17 protein-coding genes are annotated in these 19,813 nt (G+C 70.7%); 11 read left to right on the forward strand and 6 right to left on the reverse strand.

The window, feature by feature from the left end; translation table 11 throughout:
• Window positions 1-4 precede the first annotated feature (4 nt).
• The 3 genes from F4562_RS02315 to F4562_RS02325 all read right to left on the reverse strand — a co-directional run bounded on the left by F4562_RS02315 (window position 5) and on the right by F4562_RS02325 (window position 3,245).
• Window positions 5-964, reverse strand: coding sequence for a carbohydrate ABC transporter permease (locus tag F4562_RS02315; protein ID WP_184540576.1), 960 nt, complete (start codon window positions 962-964; stop codon window positions 5-7).
• Window positions 964-1,914 (reverse strand): carbohydrate ABC transporter permease, encoded by a 951-nt coding sequence (locus F4562_RS02320; protein WP_184540577.1) that lies wholly within the window; start codon window positions 1,912-1,914, stop codon window positions 964-966. Before F4562_RS02320 ends, F4562_RS02315 begins: the two co-directional genes overlap by 1 nt.
• A 71-nt stretch (window positions 1,915-1,985) precedes the next feature.
• Window positions 1,986-3,245 carry an extracellular solute-binding protein gene (locus F4562_RS02325; RefSeq protein WP_184540578.1) on the reverse strand — a complete coding sequence of 420 codons (1,260 nt, stop codon included), beginning with the start codon at window positions 3,243-3,245 and terminating at the stop codon, window positions 1,986-1,988.
• Between the two features lie 274 nt (window positions 3,246-3,519).
• On the opposite strand from F4562_RS02325, the gene F4562_RS02330 reads away from it, so the two are divergent.
• Both F4562_RS02330 and F4562_RS02335 read left to right on the forward strand, forming a co-directional pair.
• Window positions 3,520-4,539 (forward strand): LacI family DNA-binding transcriptional regulator, encoded by a 1,020-nt coding sequence (locus tag F4562_RS02330; RefSeq protein ID WP_184540579.1) that lies wholly within the window; start codon window positions 3,520-3,522, stop codon window positions 4,537-4,539.
• 343 nt (window positions 4,540-4,882) lie between these two features.
• Entirely contained in the window at window positions 4,883-6,481 is a 1,599-nt protein-coding gene (locus F4562_RS02335) for an RICIN domain-containing protein (RefSeq protein ID WP_311733918.1), read from the forward strand.
• 63 nt (window positions 6,482-6,544) lie between these two features.
• Here F4562_RS02335 and F4562_RS02340 read toward each other — a convergent pair whose 3' ends face one another.
• Window positions 6,545-7,636, reverse strand: coding sequence for an adenosine deaminase (locus F4562_RS02340; RefSeq protein ID WP_184540581.1), 1,092 nt, complete (start codon window positions 7,634-7,636; stop codon window positions 6,545-6,547).
• A 263-nt stretch (window positions 7,637-7,899) separates the two neighbouring features.
• Between F4562_RS02340 and F4562_RS02345 the strand changes: the two genes are divergently transcribed.
• From F4562_RS02345 to F4562_RS02375, 7 genes are read left to right on the forward strand one after another with little or no spacing between them, the layout of a single operon-like run.
• Complete coding sequence (locus F4562_RS02345) at window positions 7,900-8,811, forward strand: ribokinase (protein WP_184540582.1); 912 nt, start codon at window positions 7,900-7,902, stop codon at window positions 8,809-8,811.
• 1 nt (window position 8,812) lies between these two features.
• Window positions 8,813-9,832, forward strand: coding sequence for an ABC transporter permease (locus F4562_RS02350; RefSeq protein WP_184540583.1), 1,020 nt, complete (start codon window positions 8,813-8,815; stop codon window positions 9,830-9,832).
• Between the two features lie 25 nt (window positions 9,833-9,857).
• A complete protein-coding gene (locus tag F4562_RS02355) occupies window positions 9,858-10,889 on the forward strand; it encodes a sugar ABC transporter substrate-binding protein (protein WP_184540584.1) in 1,032 nt (343 codons plus the stop codon).
• A 1-nt stretch (window position 10,890) separates the two neighbouring features.
• On the forward strand, window positions 10,891-12,396 hold the full coding sequence (locus F4562_RS02360) for a sugar ABC transporter ATP-binding protein (protein ID WP_184540585.1): 1,506 nt from the start codon (window positions 10,891-10,893) through the stop codon (window positions 12,394-12,396).
• Complete coding sequence (gene rbsD, locus F4562_RS02365; RefSeq protein WP_184540586.1) at window positions 12,393-12,863, forward strand: D-ribose pyranase; 471 nt, start codon at window positions 12,393-12,395, stop codon at window positions 12,861-12,863. The genes F4562_RS02360 and rbsD overlap by 4 nt, the downstream gene beginning before the upstream one ends.
• 48 nt (window positions 12,864-12,911) lie before the next feature.
• Window positions 12,912-13,592, forward strand: coding sequence for a deoxyribose-phosphate aldolase (gene deoC / locus F4562_RS02370; protein ID WP_184540587.1), 681 nt, complete (start codon window positions 12,912-12,914; stop codon window positions 13,590-13,592).
• A gap of 28 nt (window positions 13,593-13,620) precedes the next feature.
• Complete coding sequence (locus tag F4562_RS02375; protein WP_184540588.1) at window positions 13,621-14,331, forward strand: GntR family transcriptional regulator; 711 nt, start codon at window positions 13,621-13,623, stop codon at window positions 14,329-14,331.
• An 89-nt stretch (window positions 14,332-14,420) separates the two neighbouring features.
• On the opposite strand, the gene F4562_RS02380 is transcribed toward F4562_RS02375, so the two are convergent.
• Entirely contained in the window at window positions 14,421-16,793 is a 2,373-nt protein-coding gene (locus F4562_RS02380) for an acetyl-CoA acetyltransferase (protein WP_184540589.1), read from the reverse strand.
• A gap of 483 nt (window positions 16,794-17,276) precedes the next feature.
• Between F4562_RS02380 and F4562_RS02385 the strand changes: the two genes are divergently transcribed.
• Window positions 17,277-17,912 (forward strand): GNAT family N-acetyltransferase, encoded by a 636-nt coding sequence (locus F4562_RS02385; RefSeq protein WP_221206606.1) that lies wholly within the window; start codon window positions 17,277-17,279, stop codon window positions 17,910-17,912.
• Window positions 17,913-18,110: 198 nt separating this feature from the next.
• Here the strand turns inward: F4562_RS02385 and F4562_RS02390 are convergent, their stop codons facing one another.
• Complete coding sequence (locus F4562_RS02390; RefSeq protein ID WP_184540590.1) at window positions 18,111-18,704, reverse strand: TetR/AcrR family transcriptional regulator; 594 nt, start codon at window positions 18,702-18,704, stop codon at window positions 18,111-18,113.
• A gap of 539 nt (window positions 18,705-19,243) precedes the next feature.
• Between F4562_RS02390 and F4562_RS02395 the strand changes: the two genes are divergently transcribed.
• Window positions 19,244-19,612 (forward strand): BlaI/MecI/CopY family transcriptional regulator, encoded by a 369-nt coding sequence (locus F4562_RS02395; RefSeq protein ID WP_184540591.1) that lies wholly within the window; start codon window positions 19,244-19,246, stop codon window positions 19,610-19,612.
• The last annotated feature ends 201 nt before the right edge of the window (window positions 19,613-19,813 follow it).

The following is a 19,813-nucleotide window of genomic DNA, read 5'->3' on the forward strand; positions in this document are numbered from 1 at the left end:
CGGGTCAGCCCTTGAGCCCGGACATGGCGATGCCGCGGGTGAAGTGCTTCTGGAACAGCAGGAAGAACACGACCGTCGGCAGCGAGGCGAGCAGCGACGCGGCCATGATCACGCCCATGTGCTGGGCTCCGGTGAAGGCCGAGTTGAGCCGGGCCAGCGCCACCGGCAGGTTGGCCATCTGGTCGCTCTCCACGATGATCAGCGGCCAGAGGAAGTTGTTCCACTCGTTGAGCATCACGAAGATCGACATCGCGGCGAGCGCGGGCCGCAGCAGCGGCATGACGACCTGCCACCAGATGCGCCACTCCCCCGCGCCGTCGATCCGGGCCGCCTCGATGAGGTCGTCGGGGATCGACCGCAGGTACTGCACGAGGAAGAAGACGACGAACGCCTTGGGAATCGCCGGGACGATGTATCCGAGGTAGCTGTCGACCCAGCCGAGGTTGCGCACCACCAGGTAGTTGGGGACCAGCGTGGCCTGCCACGGGATCATCATCGAGCCGAGGATCATCAGGAAGATCACCCTGCGGCCCCTGATGTCGTGCTTGGTGATGACGTAGGCGGCCAGGGAGGCCGCGAGCAGGGCCAGGACGGTGATGACCGTGGCGATGACGACGCTGTTGACCGCGAACCGCCAGAAGCCGAGGTCGACCTCGGTGAAGCGCTGGAACAGGCCGGCGACGTGGCCGGGGTTGTCCGCGTCGGGACGCCACCGCGGGTCGTGGTAGCCGACGGTCGTCGGGCTCTCCGGGACGAACGACGGCGGGTTGCGGGTGATCTCCGAGACCGGCTTGAAGGCGGTGATCACCATCCAGTAGAACGGGACGATCATGGTGATCGCGAGCAGGTGGAGGGGCGCCTTCGCCCACCCCGCCCGCGAACGGCGTCCGCGGAGGCGGCCGCGGGTGCCGCCGGGCGCCGCCGGGGCGGTGCGGGAGGCGGGCGGCCGGGTCCGAACGACCATCACAGCTCCCTCATGGCACGGCCGATGCGCAGCTGCACCAGGCTGATGACGAAAATGATCAGGAACAGGGCCCAGGCGATCGCGGAGGCGTAGCCGAGCTGGAACTTGGTGAAGCCCATGTCGTAGAGGTAGGGCACGATCATGAGCCCGGAGTCGAGCACGCCGCCGACGTTGCTGACCTGGCGGAAGACGATGTAGACCGCTTCGAAGACCTGGAAGGCGGCGATCATCGTGGTGACGACGACGTAGGTGGTGACGGGACGCAGCAGCGGCAGGGTGATGCCTCTGAACTGCTGCCAGGTGGTGGCGCCGTCGATCCTGGCCGCCTCGTAGTACTCCTCGGGGATGGTGTTGAGGCCGGCGACGAAGATGACCATCGCGTATCCCATCCCGGACCAGGTGGCCATCAGCACCATGACGGGGACGGTGAGCGAGGGGGTGGCCAGCCAGGCCACCGGGTCGCCGCCGAACCAGCCGAACACCGTGTTGGCCAGGCCGTAGTCCTCGGCGGCGAAGATCCACCGCCACATCAGGAACAGCGCGATCGTGGACGTCACCGAGGGCAGGAAGAAGATCGTCCGCATGACGCGGTCGCCCCAGCCCTGCCCCCGGAAGGCCAGCGCCAGCGCCAGCGCGAACCCCGAGGTGAGCACCACGGCCGCGAGCACGTAGACCAGCGTGTTGGACAGCGCGTGCAGGAAACGCTCGTCCTGCAGCAGGCGCCGGAAGTTGGCCAGGCCGACGAACCGCGGCGGCTTGACGCCGTTGAACGTGGTCAGGCTCAGATAGAGGGAGTTGATCAGGGGCCAGACCAGGAAGCCCGTGAACAGCGCCAGGAACGGCAGGAGCATCAGGTAGGACGTCATGTCCCGTCGCACCCGCCGGGCAGCGGAGCCGAGGCCGGGACCGGTGTGACGCCCCTTGCGGCGATCGACGGCAGCGGTGGCCATCGTGTCCCCTTTCGGTAGGTCGGGGCCGGCCGCGCGGTGACGTGCGGCCGGCCCTGGGGCCGGGGCGGCGGTCAGCCCGCGTTCCGTTCCATGATCTTGGCGGCGGCGTCCAGGGCGGTCCTGGCGGCGGATCTGCCGTAGACGACCTCCTGCAGCTTCTTGGTCACCTCGGCCTGGCTGGTCTCCCAGCCGGGGCAGTTGGGCGGCCCGTACCCGGAGGCGAACGCGGCCTTGATCGCCTCGACCTGGTCGGGGGTGGCGGGCAGGTCGGCGATGTTGTCCGTCAACGGCGAGATCCACAGCACGCCGCGCGCCGCGGCGGCCTCGGTGAGGGTCCTGACCGCCTCGGGGGTGTAGAGGGACTTGATGAAGTCGGCGGCCTGCGCGGTGTACTTGCTGTGGGACATGACGCCGACGATCCGGCCGCCGATGAAGGCACCGGGACCGGCGGGACCGGCGGGCAGCGGTGCGGTGGCCCACTTGCCCTTCATCTTCGGCTGGGCGGTGTCGACGGCCTTGATCTGCCAGCTGCCGCCGGACACCATCGCGACGCCGTTGGCCAGCGCGGCGGGCACCTCGGCCGTCTGGGTCGGCGCCTTGTGCTCGGTGTACAGCCCGGCCCAGTAGTCGAGAGCCGTGACGCCCGCGTCGTCGTTCAGCGCGGGCTCGCAGTCGGGGGTGTAGAGGCTGCCGCCGGCCTGGCGCAGGAAGTTGAAGTACTGCAGCCAGTCGATGTTGCCCCAGTCCATCGAGTAGGGCACCTTCACCCCGTCCGCCCGGAGCTTCCGGATGGCGGCGGTGAGCTCTTGCCAGGTCCTGGGCGGCTGGAGGCCGGACTTCTCCAGCAGGTCCTTGCGGTAGTAGGTCAGGTAGACCGTCATGTCGAGCGGGGTGCCGTAGACCGCCCCGTCCGGCGAGGTGATGGACTCCCAGACGCCCTGCTGGGTCTTGCCCTTGACCGCGTCCGGGACGCCCTGCTCGCGCAGGTCGACCATGCCGCCCAGGCCGCCGAACTCGATGCCCCACGACAGGCCGCCGGAGACGATGTCGGGCCCGTTCTTGCCGGTGGCCGCGGCCAGGACCTTGGCGTGGCCGTCGTCCCAGCTCAGCGCCGAAACCTTGATCTTCACGTTCGGGTGGCTCCGGGTGTAGAGATCCGCGGCTTTCTGCATGACCAGGGCGTCGTCTTCCGAACCGGTCATCCAGAACGTGAGGTCGGCCGGGCCGCCGGCCGGGGCCTGCTCCGCCTGCGGGGCGGTGCCGGTCGCACAGGCACCGGCCAGCAGGCCGATCGTGATGACAGCCACCGTGGCCGTGAGGCGTCTGTGCACGGTGTCCTCCTGATGTCGGGGGGTGGGGAGGGGCACTTAACCGGGTAAGTGCGCCTGAATCTAGAAGGCGGATGACAACGATGTCAACGGTGTGTTAACGATGTGACCGTTCCTTGACCCGCCCCGGCTCTCCCCGTATACGCCCGCCCTCCACCCGAAGTCCCGCCGTTTGCTCGGACATGCGGCCCGGATCCCCGGCAGCGGCCGGCATATCGGGCGTAGTAAGGTACGCGGCGGGAAACACGTCGAATAACCGGTTCAGCCAGGGGGCTTCGTGAAGCGACCGACGATTGCGGACATCGCCCGGCGCGCCGGCGTGTCGAAGGTCGCGGTCTCCTACGCGCTGAACGGCCAGCCCGGGGTGTCGGAGACGACCCGGGCGACGATCATGGCCATCGCCGAGGAGATCGGCTGGCGCCCGAACAGCGCCGCCCGCGCGCTGAACGGCGCCCGCGCGCGCTCCATCGGCCTGGCCCTGTGCCGGCCCGCGCGCATACTCGGCGTGGAGCCGTTCTTCATGGAGCTGATCAGTGGTATCCAGGACGAGCTGTCCGCCCAGTCGTACGCCCTGATGTTCCAGGTCGTCAGGGACCACACCGAGGAGATGGACCTCTACCGGCGCTGGTGGGGCGAGGGTCGCATCGACGGGGCGATCCTGGTCGATCTGCACCTGTCCGATCCCCGGGTGGCGGTGACACAGGCGTTGCGCATGCCGGCCGTCGTGATCGGCCACCCGTCGGAGGCGGGCTCGCTCACCCCGGTCTGGTCCGACGACGGCGCGGCCGTGCGCGAGACCGTGCGCTACCTCGCCGCGCTCGGTCACCGCCGCCTCGCCCGCGTCGCCGGACTGCCGAGGCTCGTCCACACGGTCCTGCGCGACCGCGCGTTCACCGAGGTGTGCGAGGAGCTGGGCCTGGACGGCCACGTCATCGTGCACACCGACTACACCGGCGAGCAGGGCGCCCGCGCCACCCGCCGCCTGCTCAGCGCGCCGGGCCGTCCGTCCGCGGTCGTCTACGACAACGACATCATGGCCGTGGCCGGGCTGTCCGTCGCCCAGGAACTACGGCTCGACGTCCCCGGCGACCTGTCCGTCGTCGCCTGGGACGACTCGCCCCTCTCCCAGGTGGTGAGGCCCCCGCTCACCGCGCTGAGCCGTGACATCCCCGCCTACGGCGGCCACGCCGCCCGCGCGCTCATGTCCCTGATCGCCGGCGAGCGCGTCGCGGGTTTCGAGGACGCCGCGCCGCAGCTCACCCCGCGGGGCAGCACGGGAGCGCCGGCACGGGCGTGAGGTCCTCGGCGGCACCGGCGCCGGCGGCATTCGGTACGGGCGCCGGCCGGACGCCTCCGCCGCGCCGGCGGTCGTCAAACGGTTGAGTCACTGCTCGCCGACGCCCCGTCATCGGCTCGCCCTCCGGAGTGCTCCGGTGGCGCTTGTCCGCGTTTTCGGACGACGGCCCACCCCGGTACGAAGCTGAAAGTTTCACGGCTCGTTGACACTAGGAAAGCGCTTTCCTATGGTGATTCCATCCGTTGGAACGGGTGCGTTCACCTGTGTGAGCGGCGTGCACTCGCTGGGGGGAATCCGGGAGGCAGGTCCACGCGGGCCTGCCGGACCAGCAAGGAGCTCGACTGTGCAGAACAGATTCGGCAGGAGAGCCGCCGCGATCGCCGTCGCCGGCGTCCTCACCGCCTCCGGATGGGCGATCGGCGCCTCCGCCGCCGCGGCCGATCCGGCCCCCGGCGCCTACACGCTCGTCAACGCGGGCAGCGGCCTGTGCCTGACCGTGCCCGGCGCCGGCGGCTCCGACGGCGTACAGCTCACCCAGTCCGGCTGCGACGGTTCCGCCGCGCGGACCTGGCACCTGACCGCCGTCGGCGGCGGGTTCCAGCTTAAGGCGGCGCACAGCGGCAAGTGCGCGGGTGTCGAGGGGGCGAGCGCCTCCGCGGGCAAGGCCGTACGGCAGGAGAGCTGCACCGGCGCCGCCTCCCAGACCTGGCAGCCGGCCGCCTCCGGCTCGAACCACCGGGTGGTCAACGCGGGCAGCGGCAAGTGCCTCAACACCAGGGACGGCTCGACGGCCGCCGGCGCACCGGTCCAGCAGAACTCCTGCGACTCGGCGGCGAGCAAGCAGTGGCGGCTGGTCCCTGCCGGATCCCCGACCCCGACCGCGTCCCCGACCGTCTCCCCGACGGCGGGTCCCACCGTCACACCCACGGTGACACCGACAGTGACACCGACCGGCTCCCAGGGCAGCGCCGCCGGACTGGTGGGCTTCGCCACCCTGAGTGGGCACGGCCGCACCGGCACGAACGGCGGCGCCGGCGGCCAGACGGTGACCGTCGGCGACTACGCGCAGCTGGCGGCGGCCGTCGCCGACGACACACCCCGGATCGTCCGGGTGTCGGGCACGATCAACGGCAACGGCGCGAAGATGCTGGACGTCGGGTCGAACAAGACCATCATCGGCGTCGGGTCGAACGCGACGATCAACGGGTTCGGATTCGACGTCAACGGCTGGGGCCCCGACGAGGTCGCGTGGGGCGGTGACCTCTGCGACCCCGCCGAGAAGGACGGGTTCACCCACGTCCAGAATGTGATCATCCGGAACCTGACGTTCACCGGTTCCGCCGACGACTCGATCAACGTGCAGTGCTACTCCCATCACGTGTGGATCGACCACAACACCTTCCACCCGTCGGCCGACGGCTCGGTGGACGTCAAGCGCGGGTCGGACCTGGTGACCGTCTCCCACAACCGGTATGTCGGCACGGACAAGTCGATGCTGCTGGGGCACAGCGACGGCAACGGCGCGCAGGACACGGGCTACCTGCGCGTCACCTACCACCACAACTGGTTCGACGGGTCCAACACCCGCCATCCGCGGGTGCGGTTCGGGTACGCCCACGTGTTCGCCAACTACGTGGAGGTCGACGACTACTTCATCGGCCTGGGTAAGGGGGGCGAGGTCTACGCCGAGAGCAACCACGTGAAGAGCGCCAAGACGATCACGGAGGACTTCGGCGACACGAAGCTGACCTGGACGGGCAGCAACTTCTACGACAGGGCGACGATCCGGCGGGCGAACAGCAGCGGCAGCACCATGAGCGACTGGCTGCGCGCCGACGGCAGCGTTCCGCCGCCGCCGTACGCCTACTCGGCCGGTTCCGCCTCCTCCACACCGCCGGCCGCGGGCGCCGGCGTCGGCGGCGCGGACACGATCCCGCGATGATCAGCCGGGTCCGCCGGACGCGGCGGGCCGGGCAGCGACCCCGTACCGGGCCCGCCGGCGGGATCAGTACGGCGGTCCGGCGGCGGGCCGGCCCGGCGGGCGGTCGCGGACGGCGTGTGCCCAGCGGTCCACTTCGGCGATTAACGACGCCGCCCGCCCGGGGGTGACGAACGACGCCGCGATGGAGTTGCGGGCCAGGCGTTCGGCCGCCCGGAGGGTCAGCCCCGCCTCCCGGGAGAGCGCCAGGAAGTTGTCCGCGACGTAACCGCCGAAGTAGGCGGGGTCGTCGGAGTTGACGGTCACGACGACCCCCAGGTCCATCAGCTCCGGGAGCGGGTGCTCCCGGAGGCTTCCGACCGTCTTGAGCCGGACGTTCGACAGCGGGCAGACGGTCAGCGGGACGCGGCCGGTGACGAGGCGCTCGATCAGGCGGGGGTCGTCGACGGCGCGGATGCCGTGGTCGACGCGTTCGACGCCCAGGGTGTCGAGCGCCTCCTGGATGTAGGCGGCCGGCGCCTCCTCCCCCGCGTGCGCGACCGCGCGCAGTCCGGCCTCACGCGCGCGCCGGAACACCGGAGCGAACGGCCCCGGTGGGTGTCCGAGCTCCGCCGAGTCCAGGCCGACGCCGAGGAGACGGTCGACGCGGGGCATGGCGGCGGTCAGGGCCGCGTCGGCGTCGGCCACCGGCAGGTCCCGCAGGAAGCACAGAATGAGCCCGCCGGTGATCCCCGCGTCGTGTTCGGCCTCGGCCAAGGCGGCCGACAGGCCGTCGACGACCGCTTCCGCGGGCACGCCGCGGCGCAGGTGCGCCTGGAGGTCGAAGAACACCTCGGCGTGCCGGACACCCTGGGCCTTCGCCCGGCCGAGGTAGGCGCGGGCGAGGTCGGCGAAGTCGTCCTCGGTGCGCAGGACGGCCATGGTCGTGTAGTAGAGGTCGAGGAACCCCCGCAGGTTCTCGAACCGGTACCGGGAGGCGAGGTCCTCGACCGAGCCGAACGGCAGGGTGACCCGGTTGCGGTGCGCGAGTTCGAAGGCCAGCCCCGGTTCGAGGGTGCCCTCGATGTGCAGGTGCAGCTCCGCCTTGGGCAGTTGGAACAGCTCGATCACGCTCTCCCCCGTTCCGGAGGCGGTGTCCTCCGCCGCCGTCTCCGACATCTCCGACGTCCCCATCGGCACCGACCGGCACCGACCGGTAGCGACCTCTCCGACGGCCACGCCGGCATCCGCGCCGGGTCGCCGCGTCCCTGTGGGACGCGGCGTTCCCGCCGCCCGGTGCCGGAGCGGTCGCGTGTCTTCACCCGGTGTCACCGTCGAACGCTAGGAAATGCGCGTTTTACCCCCTTGACACACGAACGGGACGAGGGCTTAACTTCTCCCCAACCTCATGTTCATATATGTCCATATACAAGAGGTGGCGGATGAGGATCGCAGTCGTGGGAAGTTACGGGGTCGGCATGACCATGTCGGCCTCCCGGATCCCCGAGGCCGGGGAGACGGTGCTCGGTGGCGTGTTCAGCCTCGGCCCCGGAGGCAAGGGATCCAACCAGGCGATCGCCGCGGCCCGCCTCGGCGGCCATGTCGACCTCCTGACGATCGTCGGCCCCGATGCCTTCGGCGACCAGGCCAGGCAGCTGTGGGCGGCCGAGAACGTGGGTCACGCTCACGTGCGCACCGGGACCGGTGCGACCATGATCGGTTTCATCATGGTCGAGCCGGGGGGCGAGAACCGGATTCTCGTCGCCCCCGGTGCCCTGGACGAGCTCGGCGAGAGCGACGTCGAGCGTTTCGCCGGCGAGATCGCCGCGGCCGACCTGCTGGTGGTGAGCCTGGAGATCCCCCTGGCCACGGCCCTCGCGGCGCTGCGCGCCGGCCGGGAGGCGGGCACGACGACCCTGCTCAACCCCGCGCCGGCCGTCCCGCTGCCGCGGGAGGCGTTCGGCTGGATCGACTACCTCACGCCGAACATGAGCGAGGCGCGGATCCTCGCGGACGCCCCGGGCGAGACCGACCCGGACCGCCTGGCCGACGCGCTGCGGGCCGGCGGCTTCGGCGGCGCGCTGGTGATGACGCTGGGCGGTGACGGCGCGCTGGTCGACGAGGCCGGGATCCGGGCCCGGGTCGCACCCGTCCGCGCTCCGGAGGTCGTCGACACCACCGGCGCGGGCGACGCCTTCACCGCCGCCCTGGCCGTGCGGATCGCCGAGGGGGCGTCCCTGGCGGAGGCCGTCGGGTTCGCCGCCGCCGCGGGAGCGCACGCGGTCGGCCGCGCCGAGGTCATCCCCGCCCTGCCCCACCGATCCGACGTCGACGCACTTCTCGCAGGAGCCTGACATGACCGCACTCCAATCGGACGCCCGCCCGCAGGCGCGGGCGTCGGCGTCCCGCCCCTCCGGCTGGACGCGCCTGCTGCACGCACGCGAGAGCGGCACCCTGTCCGCCCTGGTCGTGCTGCTCCTCATCGGCGCGGCCCTGGCCCCGGGCTTCCTGTCCACGCAGAACTTCCTCACCGTCGGCCAGCAGATCGCCCAGATCGGCATCATGGCGGTCGGCGTCACCTTCGTGATCATCAACGCCGAGATCGACCTGTCCGTCGGCTCGATCTACGCGCTCGGCGCCATCGTCACCGGCCTGCTCATCAGCGACGGGCTGCCGTGGACGGTCGCCGCGCTCGCGGGAGTGCTGTCCGGCGCCGCGGCGGGGTTCCTCAACGGGGCGCTCACCGTGGGGCTGGGCATCCCCTCCTTCATCGTGACCCTCGGCAGCCTGAGCGTCTTCCGCGGGCTGGCGCTGCTGCTCAGCGACGGCTCCCCGATCTCCCTGAGCTCCGGCACCCCCGGCGTCGCCGAGTTCACCCTCCTCGGCCAGGGACGGCTGTTCGGCGTCGTCCCCATGCAGCTCATCTTCCTGATCCTCACCGTGCTCCTGGGCTGGGTGATCCTGTCGCGCACCCGGTACGGCTTCCACACCTACGCCGTCGGCGGCAGCCAGGAGGCGGCCCGGCTGTGCGGGATCGACGCGGGCCGGGTCAAGATCCTCGCCTTCGTCATGTCGGGCACCCTCGCCGCCTTCGCCGGGGTGCTCGGCCTGTCCTTCCTCAGCTACGTGCAGGGCGTCACCGGCACCGGCATGGAGCTGACCGTCATCTCGGCCGTCATCATCGGCGGCGCCGCGCTGTTCGGCGGTTCGGGAACCATGTGGGGCACGCTGATCGGCGTCGCCTTCATCGGTGTCCTGCAGAACGTGCTGAACCTGCGCGGCATCTCCTCCTTCTGGCAGACGGTCGCGACCGGCGCCGTCATCATCCTCGCGGTCGCGGTGGACACCCTCCTGCGCCGCCGTACGCGCTCCTGAGACGCTCCTGAGAGGAGTACCCCCCATGAAGAAGTTCCGTTCCCTGCTCACCGTCGCCACCGTCACCGCCTCCGTCCTGCTGGCCGCGGGATGCGGCGCGATCGAGGCCCCCGGCGGGACGGCCGCCGCAGGCGGTGACGCGGCCTCCGGCGGCGAGTTCAAGCTCGCCTCCCGCATCAGCGACGACGTCAAGCAGAACAAGAAGCTGGTGATCCGGCTCAGCTACCACGACCCGTCGCTCGCCTTCGCCTCCCCCATCCGTCAGGGCGTGGAGAAGGCCGCCGCCGAACTCGGCGTCGACGCCAAGATCGTCGGCCCCACCGGCGGCGACGCCAACCAGCAGGTGTCGGAGCTGCAGACCCTCATCAACCAGGGGCAGGTCCACGGCCTGGCCGTCTCGTCGGCCAGCAGCGACGCCCTCAAGCCGGTGATCGCCCAGGCCGCGGCGGCGGGCATCCCGATCATCTCCTTCAACACCGACAACCCGGGTTCCGCGCAGATGGCCTTCGTCGGCCAGGACCTGGAGAAGTCCGGCGAGTCCGAGGCCGCCGAGCTGGTCAAGCTGGTCGGCGACAAGAAGGGCAAGGTCGTCGTCTTCTCGGTGGACACCGGCGCCGGCTGGTCGCACGACCGCTTCACCGGGTTCAAGCGCGGCCTGGAGGGATCCGGCCTGGAGATCGTCGGCCCGGTCAACACCGGGAACGAGCCCAGCAAGGCGTACAACACCGTGGAGAGCACGATGGCCGCGCAGAAGGACGCCGTCGCCGTCGCCTCCCTGGACTGCTGCAGCTTCACCGCCGCAGCCAAGTGGATCAAGGATTCCGGCAACACCGGGAAGATCCACGCGGTGGGCTTCGACGTCCTCCCGCAGACCGTGGAGTACCTCAAGGGCGGCGTGGTCGACATGACCATCAGCCAGAACCCGGTCGACCAGGGCTACCGGTCCGTCAAGCTCCTCGTCGACCACCTGCGCGACGGCACGCCCATCGCGGACGTGGACACCGGGGCCGTGCTGGTCACCGAGGACAACGTCGACGACGTGCCGGTGGAGGGCTGACATGGCCGAACCGGCGGTCCTGGTCGAGGGCGCCGGCAAGTCCTTCGGGGCGAACCGGGCGCTGGACGACGTGACGTTGCACGCGTACGCGGGCGAGCTGAGCGCCGTGATGGGCGAGAACGGCGCGGGGAAGTCCACGCTGATGAAGATCCTGGCCGGGCTCCAGCCTCCCGACCAGGGGCGGGTCGTCATCCACGGGGAGCAGGTGCGGCGCTTCGAGCCCGCCGAGCTGCTGACCCGCCACCGGGTGGCGCTCGTCCCCCAGGAGCTGGCGCTCTGCCGGGAGCGCACCGTCGCCGAGAACGTCCTGCTCGGCACGGAGCCCGGCCGGGGCCCCTTCCCCTCCCGGGCCCTGCTGGAGCGGCGCACCGCCGAACTGCTCGCCGAGCTCGACCTAGACCTCGACCCGCGCACGCCGGTCGGCCGCCTCGACCTCGCCACCCAGCAGCTCGTCGTCATCGCCCGGTCGCTGGCCCGCCGGTGCCGGGTGCTGATCCTGGACGAGCCGACCGCGATGCTCACCCCCGCCGAGTCGGAGCGGCTGTTCACCCTGCTGGGCCGGCTGCGCGGCTCCGGCGTCGCCCTGCTGTACGTCTCGCACCGCATCCCCGAGGTGTTCGCCCTGGCCGACCGCATCCACGTGCTGCGCGACGGCCGGATCACCGCCTCCTGGCGCACCACCGAGACCACCCCGGACGAGGTCGTGGGCGCCATGGTCGGCCGGGAGCTCGCCGAGGAGGAGCGGGGGCGGTGGGCCGACCCCGCCGCGCCGGTCCTGGCCCGGATGGACGGCCTGACCGGCAGGGGCTTCGCCGGGGTGTCGGCCGAGGTGCGGCGCGGCGAGGTGCTCGGCGTGGCCGGGCTGCCCGACAGCGGACGCACCGAGCTGCTGCGCGGCGTGTTCGGCGCCGACCCGCTCACCGGCGGCTCGCTGAGGATCGAGGGGAAGGCGGTGACGTTCCGTTCGCCGGCCGAGGCCATCCGCGCCGGCGTCGCCTACGTCCCCGCCGAACGCCGTCAGCAGGGCATCCTGCCCACGATGAGCGTCGCCGACAACATCGGCGTGCTCCAGCTGGGCCGCGCCTCCCGGTTCGGCCTGCTGTCGCGGCGCCGCCTGGCCGGTGACGCCGCCGAACGGGCCCGGAGGCTGCGGGTCAAGCACGCCTCGGGCGTCCAGGGCATCGGCGAGCTGTCCGGCGGCAACCAGCAGAAGGCGGTCATCGCCCGCTGGCTGTCCATCGACCCCCGCCTGCTCCTGCTCGACGAGCCCACCCGCGGCATCGACGTGGGCGCCAAGGCGGAGATCTACGACCTGCTCGGCGGGCTGGCCGCCGACGGCGTCGCGATCGTCATGTCCTCCTCCGACCTGCCGGAGCTGCTGCGGGTCTGCGACCGGATCGCGGTCATGCGCGAGGGCCGGCTGGCGGGCGTGCTCAGCCGCGAGGAGGCCACCGAAGAGAAGATCATGGCCATCGCCACCGGCGTGGCCGGAGGGGAAGACCGATGAAACGACAGGGGATCCTCAACGCGCGGCTGGCCGGTGCGCTGTCCTCGCTCGGCCACGGCGACCTGCTGCTGGTCGTGGACGTGGGCTTCCCGATCCCGCGGGACGCCGAGCGCATCGACCTCGCCGTCGCCCCCGACCTGCCCGACCTGCGCACGGTCATCGACCTGATCGCGAACGAGATCATCGTGGAGCGGGTCGTCCGCGCCGGGGACGTGCCGGAGTTCAACGCCCCGCTGGAGGCGTGGCTGCGCGAGCGCTTCGGCGACGCCGAGTTCGAGGAGCGCCCGCACACCGACATGCTCGGCGCGGTCGCCCGGGAGGCCAAGGCCGTCGTGCGCACCGGCGCGTACGAGCCGTGGGGCAACGTCGGCCTGGTCAGCGGCGTCGACGTCACCCGCTTCTTCGCCAAGGACGGCGTCGTCGTCCCCGACTACTACCGCGCCCGCGTGGAGGCACAAGGCGCGTGAAACCGCAGACCACCCCGTGACAGAACGCAGAGTAGAGAGAAGGAAGACGTGAACAGCCCCGCGGAACTGGCCCGCCACATCCAGCACACCCGGATCGAGACCGGCCTCACCAGGGAACAGATGATCGCCCACTGCGAGGAGTGCGTGACCTACGGGTTCGACGCCGCGATGGTCGCCGGCTCCTGGGTTCCCCTCGCCGTCGACGTGCTCAAGGGCACCGGCATCACGGTCGCCTCGGCGCTCGACTTCCCGACCGTCGGCGCGATGACCACCGCGGGCAAGGCCGCCGAGGCCGCCGAGCTGGTCCGCCTCGGCGCCGAGCAGATCGACATCGGCGTCCAGGTCGGCTGGCTGCGCAGCGGCAGGTTCGACGACTTCCGCGACGACATCGCCGCCGTGGTGAAGGCGGCCGGTGTGCCGATCAAGGTCATGCTGGAGCTGCCCCTGCTGACCCCGGCCGAGCGGGAGGCGGCCGTGGCGCTTTCGGTGGAAGCCGGAGTGGCTTATGTGAAGAATGCCAGCAGCGGCGCCGTCGGCGTCGCGACCCCGGAGGACATCCGCTTCCTCAAGGAGCGGGTGCCGGCCGGCGTCAAGGTCAAGGCCTCTGGCGGTATCAAGTCCTACGCCCAGGCGGTCGCCCTCCTGGAGGCCGGGGCGGACCGGCTGGGCACGAGCGCGGGAGTGTCAATTGTCAGCGGAGAGCAGGTCGCCCCGGCCGTCGCCTACTGAGCCCCCCGGGCTCAGCAGGGAGGTCCCCGTGCCCCTGCACGCCCAGATCTCCGAGCAGGTCCGGGCTCGCATCGCCACGGGTGAGTGGCCGCCGCACTACCGCCTGCCGCCGGAACCCGACCTGGCCGGGGCCTTCGGCGTCAGCCGCGGCACGTTACGCCGGGCGATGCAGACCCTCCTCGCGGAGGGTCTGCTCGTCCAGATCCGTGGCCGGGGCACCTTCGTGACCTCGGCCGCGATCGAACCGTCCATCGCGCAGAAGCTGCACTCCCTGTCGGAGGACTTCGCCCAGCAGGGCATACCGTTCACCACCGAGGTGCTCGACCAGCGCGTCGTCCCCGCCCCCCGGCCGGTGGCGGCGCTGCTGGATCTGCCGCAGGACACCCCGCTGTTCCTGCTCCGGCGCCGCCGCCACACGGCGTCGGGGCCGGTGGCGTTGTTCGTCAACTACGTCCGCGTCGACGTGTGCCCCGGTATCGAGGAGGTGGACTTCTCGACGGAGACGCTGTTCGCCACCATCGAGGGCAAGTACGGCCTGCGGATCGAGACCGGGCGGCGCACGTTCAGCGCGCAGGCGGCCGACGGCGAGGTGGCCGCGGCGCTCGGCATGGCACCCGGCAGGCCGGTGCTCTACCTGGAGCAGGTCACCTACCTGGACGACCGGCGTCCGGTCGAGTACTCGGACGTGTGGATCGACAGCGACCTGCTGAAGGTGTCGTCCCTGCTGACCAGGCGGTGACGGCTCCTGCCTGAACACGGCGCCGCGCCCGTGCTTGCACGGGCGCGGCGCCGACGTCCGTTCCTCAGCGGTTGCGCCACCGGCGTTCCTCAGCGGTTGCGCCACCGGGGCGGGCGTTTCTCGGCGAAGGCCGTGAGGCCCTCGATGAGGTCCTCACTGGCCAGGAGGTCGTCCACGGCCTCGGACGGGTGGGTGACGGCGTCCATCACGTCCGGGATCGCCCGCGTCTCCTCCATGATCTGCAGGGAGGCCCGGACCGAGGTGGGGGAACTCTCCAGGATCTCCCAGGCGAGCTCACGGGCACCCTCCAAAGCCTTCCCCGCCCCGGTCACCCGGTTCACCAGGCCGTGCTCCAGGGCCTCCGCCGCGTGGAGGCGGCGACCGGTGAGGATCATCTCGGTGGCCAGCTTCGGCGGGATCTCCCGGGGCAGCCTGACCAGGCCGCCCGCGCCGGCGACCAGGCCGACCTTCGCCTCGCTCAGCGCGAAGCGCGCGGTGGCGTCGGCCACCACCAGGTGACAGGCCAGGACGGCCTCGAAGCCTCCGCCCATGGCGAAGCCGTTGACCGCGGCGATGACCGGCTTGCGCATCTCCCTGCGGCCGGTCAGCCCGGCGAAGCCGTTCCTGGGTATCCACATGGACCTGCCCGAGGCCGAGTACAGCAGGTCGTCGCCCGCGGAGAACGCCTTGTCGCCGGCGCCGGTGAGGATCGCGACCCACAGGCCGGGGTCGGCGAAGAAGGCGTCGAACACCTCGTCCAGCTCGTCGTTGGCCGGCGGGTGCAGGCTGTTGCGGCTCTCCGGGCGGTTGATGGTGATCTCCAGGATGTGCCCGTCCCGGCGTACGAGCACGTGCTCGTAGTCGTCGCGGAGCACGGCGGGCCGGGGCGGGAACAGCTCGTCCATCCGGGTGTCGCTGCCGCTCACCCGGTTGCCGAAGCCGAAGGAGCGGGCGTAGACGCGGCGGCCGACGGGCTCGCCGTCGCCGAGCAGGTCGAGCATCTCCTCGTCCCCGTCGGCCGCCGTCGCCAGGAAGCGCCGCCCGTCGGCCTCCAGCCTGCCGATCACGATGCCGGTCCGGCCGCCGTCACGACGGTGTTTGACGGTGTAGGTCTCGATCGTGGCCCAGCCGTCGGCGTGCACGGCCTGTTCGACGGCGGGCCAGGCGTCGATCTCGGCCTGGAGCGCGGCGCTGCCGTCCGGGCGCCATTCGGCGGGGGTGGTCGAGTAGACGCCGACCGAGTACTTGCTCAGCGTCCCGCCGTTGGCACCCACCAGCCCGTACGCGCCGGGCCGTGCCCGGAGCCGCTGCACGACCTCGGCGATGGCGTGCATCGAGTAGTTGTTGCCCGCCCCGCCGAAGAACGGCAGGCCGCCGGTGACCGTCAGGCCGCGCGGGTCGTCACCGGTCAGGCCGAGACCGTCGCAGATGTTCGACACGGCGATCGGGAAACAGCTGTACAGGTCGATGAAGTCCAGGTCGTCCACGCCGAGGGCGGCCACGTCGAGGGCGTGCCGCACGGCCATGACGGAGGCCGGGCCGGAGCTGAGGTCGGCCCGCTCCAGCAGAGCGCGCTCGCGCAGGTCGGCGTGCCCGTGCAGGAAGACCCATCTCTCCTCGGGAACGCCGAGACGCCGGGCCGTGGCCACGGACGTCAGCAGGACGGCGGCCCCCTGGTTGACCTTCTCCCGCGCGACGAGGTAACGGAGGTAGGGGTCGGCGATGACCCGGTTGCCCGGGGTGGGGGTGACCAGTTCCCCGGCGCTGCGCTCGACGGGTGCGGCGGCGTGCGGGTTGGCCGCGGCGACCTTGGTGAACGGGGCGAACAGCGCTCCCATTCCGGCGGCGTACTCCTGCCGGCTCTGCTTCAGCCTGGCCCGGCGCGCGTTGTCGAACAGCGCGTACTGGCTCGGCGCGTCCGTCAGGCCGTGGGCGGTGTGCAGCCGGGAGGCCATCCCCTTCAGACCGTAGCCGCGGTCCTCCAGGTCGCCTTCGACGGTCTCCCCGAAGTCGGGCCGGTCCTCGGCCTTGGCGAAGTGCCGCACCGTGGAGATCGCCTCGGACCCGAAGAGCAGAACCGCCTGCGCGGAACCCGCCGCGATGGTCGCGGCGAACTCGTTGACCAGGTGCTGGGGGGCCTGCCCGCCGGCCACCTCGAGGACCGCCCGGCGGGGACGCGCTCCGACCCTCGCGGCGACGGACCGGGGGTAGTTGGTGGACTTCCCCAGCGGGGCCCGGGCGACGGGCGTGGAGATCTCGAACTGGCGCACCCCCGCCACGGTGTCGACGGCCGCGGCGACGGCCGCGGCGTCCGCCCCGGTGTCGGCGATCGCCTCGCGGGCCGCCGCCGCGGCCAGCTCGACGGGCGAGAGCCGCCGGTATCCGGGCTCCCCGATCCGCTCGGACGCCTGCCCGACGCCTACGAGCACCGGTGTGCGGGAATCTATGTCATGAAAGGTCATCGTCATACTCCAAGAACTGAGGGGACCAGGGTCCCCCTCCTCCGCGGGTGACGTCGACCACTCGGCCCCCCGGGAGAAGCAAGGCGCGGGCGTTTCCGCTTCCCGGCATTCACGATCACTTTCCTTCCGGTCACCCGCTGCTCCCCCGCGCGACCCAAAGTAACTTCGGACGCGCCAGAATACGACAGACAATAAACGGACAATCGACCACTTATAGAATAAATATCACGCCGAAATATTAATAATAGGACTTATACATATATTTACACCTGACAGTGGTTGTTGGCCATGACCGGCTTCCACACGCACGCACGCACGACACGGACCGGTGCCGCGGTCCTCGAAGCGCGCGGGAAGGCGACAGGCGTCGGCGAACAGACGCAGCCATGCTTGCTCCTTGACTAAGGGGCCGGCCCCGCGATGGGAGGCGGTCAGAGGCACGAACCGGTAGGCCGCGTAGGCGACGTCCCGGAGGCCGGCCAGGTGCGCATCGACGTCACGGGGGCGGGCGGGAGCGGCAGCCCGGACAAGGATCCCGTGTTCTATGATCTCGGGCCTATGGGCCCATCACGCACGCTGTCCGCCGCGGAAATCTCTTCGGAGCGACTCCTGCTTCGCAGAGCGTTGCACGATGCCGACCGTGAAGGGTTCATCGAGCTTTCGACCGATCCCGAGGTTCAGGCGTACATCGGCGGTCCCCGGCCTCGGAGTGACGTCGAGCAGCGCTTCGACGCAGCAATCGCCGACGCGACATCCAAGCCCGGCGCTTATGTCATCGCGGACAGCACGACGAACCGATTTATCGGAACGTTGATGCTCGCCCGCCGGTCGGCCGAGGCCCCCGGACATGTCACCGAGGATGGCGGGGAACTGGAACTGGGCTACGTACTGCGGCGCAGCGCATGGGGCGTGGGGTTCGCATTCGAGGCCGCGACGGCCGTGTTGCGCGCTGCGGCTGACGAACTCCCCGACCAGCCGGTCTTGCTCGTGACCCAGACCGCGAACAAGCGATCGCTGAAACTCGCCGCCCGCCTTGGCTTTCGCCCCGTCAGCACGTTCGAGGAGTACGGCGCCGAGCAGACCCTCTGCGTGGCTCCCCTGTCCATGTTCAAAATTTGATCACAGCCGGAGTCGACCCGGTGTGGTGGACATCCGACCTCTGGGGAACCCCGGTTCCAGGACTTCGTCCGCTGCCGCCTGAGTATTCGGGACTGAGGTGCCCCGAATCTTCATGAAGCCGTCCGGAAAACGCGGGGCTCCTCATGACGTTGGAGACCGGCACCGGCGGACGGTCTGCAGATGACCAGGAGGGTCGCCCTATCGGTGGACGCGGTCGCCGGTGAGGCCGGTCATGAGGAGATCGGCGAGCCGCCGGTACGCCTCCGCGTCGTCCAGGCCGGTCGCGGCCTTGATCTCGCCACGCTGGACGGCGGCCATCACCTGTCCCACCGCGGCCCCCACGAACGAGGCGTCGACGGGGCGTAGCCGCCCGGCCTCGACCCCTTCGGCGACCAGGTCGCGCACCCGCCCGGCCGCCATGCGGGTGTTGTCCAGATAGACCTCGTTGGCCGGCGCGAACGCGGCGAGGTCGGCGTAGAACGCCGGAGACGCCGGTCGCAGCTCCCCGGCGACCGCCTCCAGGTAGGAGGCCAGCCGCTCCCCCGCGTCGCGCACGGCCACCCGGGCCTCGATCCGGGCCGCGGCGCCCTTGAAGAACGCGCGCACGACCGTGACCACGATCTGTTCCTTGCTCGGCGCGACCAGGTACAGCGTGCTCTTCGAGCAGCGCAGCCGCCTGGCCAGGTCTTCGACGCTGAAGGCGGCGAAACCCTCGGCCAGGAAGAGGGTGAGCAACTCGCCGATCATCTCCTCGCGGCGTGCGCGTGACTTCTCCGACAGGCCTCTGACCATGGCTCAAAAGTACCAGGGACGATACCTCGGTACTTGAACGAGTACGAGTCGTCGGGGCCGCGTTGTGACGAGGGCCGACAGATGGCCGGTCCCGACCGTCACAGTGCAGGTCAGCAGGAGGCCAGGACGGGGAGTGAGTAGTGAATCCTCCCAGGTGCGGGTGGAGGCTCCACCGAACTCGGACGATTCATGACCTGTGTGGTTCACATGACTCGTGTGGTCCGCTTGATCCGCGTGGTTCGCATACTCTGGGTGCGCGTGACGGCCATGTCCGTGGTTCTTCTCACGCTCGAGGCGACCAATGCGGTGTGGACTCAGGCACGGCAATCCTCCAGGCCCACATCTTGTCTCAATCCCGCCTACCTCATACGGGGTTCGGGTATATGGAAACGACTCTTTCGGAAGCGCATTCCATGACATCAGGACCGGCTGAATCACGAGCTCGCCATTCGCCGGCCGACGGCAGGAACGACACCTGACCCGATGTCCACGACGGTCGGTAGAATTGAAATTTCACCGGTGGATGGGAGTTTCATGCGATGCGTGGTCTGGGAGAGCTGGAGTCCACGGTCATGGAGCGCCTGTGGTCGTACCGCCGGCCCACGTCGGTCAGGGATGTGCTCGAAGACCTCCGCCGTGAGCGGGAGATCGCCTATACCACCGTCATGACGGTGATGGACAAGCTTCACAAGAAGGGCCTGCTCCGCAGGAAGGCGGTCGGCCGGGCGTACATCTACGAGACGGTGGCCAGCAAGGAGGCCTACACCGCGGAGCTGATGCGCAGCACGCTCGCCTCCAGCGGCAACCAGGCGGCCACGCTGGTGCACTTCCTGGAGCGGCTGACCCCCGAGGAGGCGGTCGCGTTGGAGGCCGCGCTGCGGGTGTATCCGCTCGGGGATCACGGATGACGGCCGCCACCCCGAGCAGGTGACCGGCCTGCCCGCCCGCAAACAGACCCATCCGTGCGGGCGGCATCACCCCGCCCTGACCGCCGGGGACGCCGGTTCTCCATCATCTACCGCCCCGCCCGCAGCTGAGGGCCACGACAGGCCTGGCCGGAGCCGCGCCTGCGCCGACTCGCGCGGGAGAAAGCCGCGGGGACCTTGTCT

This window comes from Streptosporangium becharense, from assembly GCF_014204985.1.
Lineage (GTDB): Bacteria > Actinomycetota > Actinomycetes > Streptosporangiales > Streptosporangiaceae > Streptosporangium > Streptosporangium becharense.

What these genes read in the sequence shown, in the direction of transcription:
- F4562_RS02315 (WP_184540576.1), bottom strand. Translation starts at nt 964, where the DNA reads ATGGTCGTTCGGACCCGGCCGCCCGCCTCCCGCACCGCCCCGGCGGCG.
- F4562_RS02320 (WP_184540577.1), bottom strand. Translation starts at nt 1,914, where the DNA reads ATGGCCACCGCTGCCGTCGATCGCCGCAAGGGGCGTCACACCGGTCCC.
- F4562_RS02340 (WP_184540581.1), bottom strand. Translation starts at nt 7,636, where the DNA reads ATGTCGGAGACGGCGGCGGAGGACACCGCCTCCGGAACGGGGGAGAGC.
- F4562_RS02345 (WP_184540582.1), top strand. Translation starts at nt 7,900, where the DNA reads ATGAGGATCGCAGTCGTGGGAAGTTACGGGGTCGGCATGACCATGTCG.
- F4562_RS02350 (WP_184540583.1), top strand. Translation starts at nt 8,813, where the DNA reads ATGACCGCACTCCAATCGGACGCCCGCCCGCAGGCGCGGGCGTCGGCG.
- F4562_RS02355 (WP_184540584.1), top strand. Translation starts at nt 9,858, where the DNA reads ATGAAGAAGTTCCGTTCCCTGCTCACCGTCGCCACCGTCACCGCCTCC.
- F4562_RS02360 (WP_184540585.1), top strand. Translation starts at nt 10,891, where the DNA reads ATGGCCGAACCGGCGGTCCTGGTCGAGGGCGCCGGCAAGTCCTTCGGG.
- rbsD (WP_184540586.1), top strand. Translation starts at nt 12,393, where the DNA reads ATGAAACGACAGGGGATCCTCAACGCGCGGCTGGCCGGTGCGCTGTCC.
- F4562_RS02380 (WP_184540589.1), bottom strand. Translation starts at nt 16,793, where the DNA reads ATGACCTTTCATGACATAGATTCCCGCACACCGGTGCTCGTAGGCGTC.
- F4562_RS02390 (WP_184540590.1), bottom strand. Translation starts at nt 18,704, where the DNA reads ATGGTCAGAGGCCTGTCGGAGAAGTCACGCGCACGCCGCGAGGAGATG.
- F4562_RS02395 (WP_184540591.1), top strand. Translation starts at nt 19,244, where the DNA reads ATGCGTGGTCTGGGAGAGCTGGAGTCCACGGTCATGGAGCGCCTGTGG.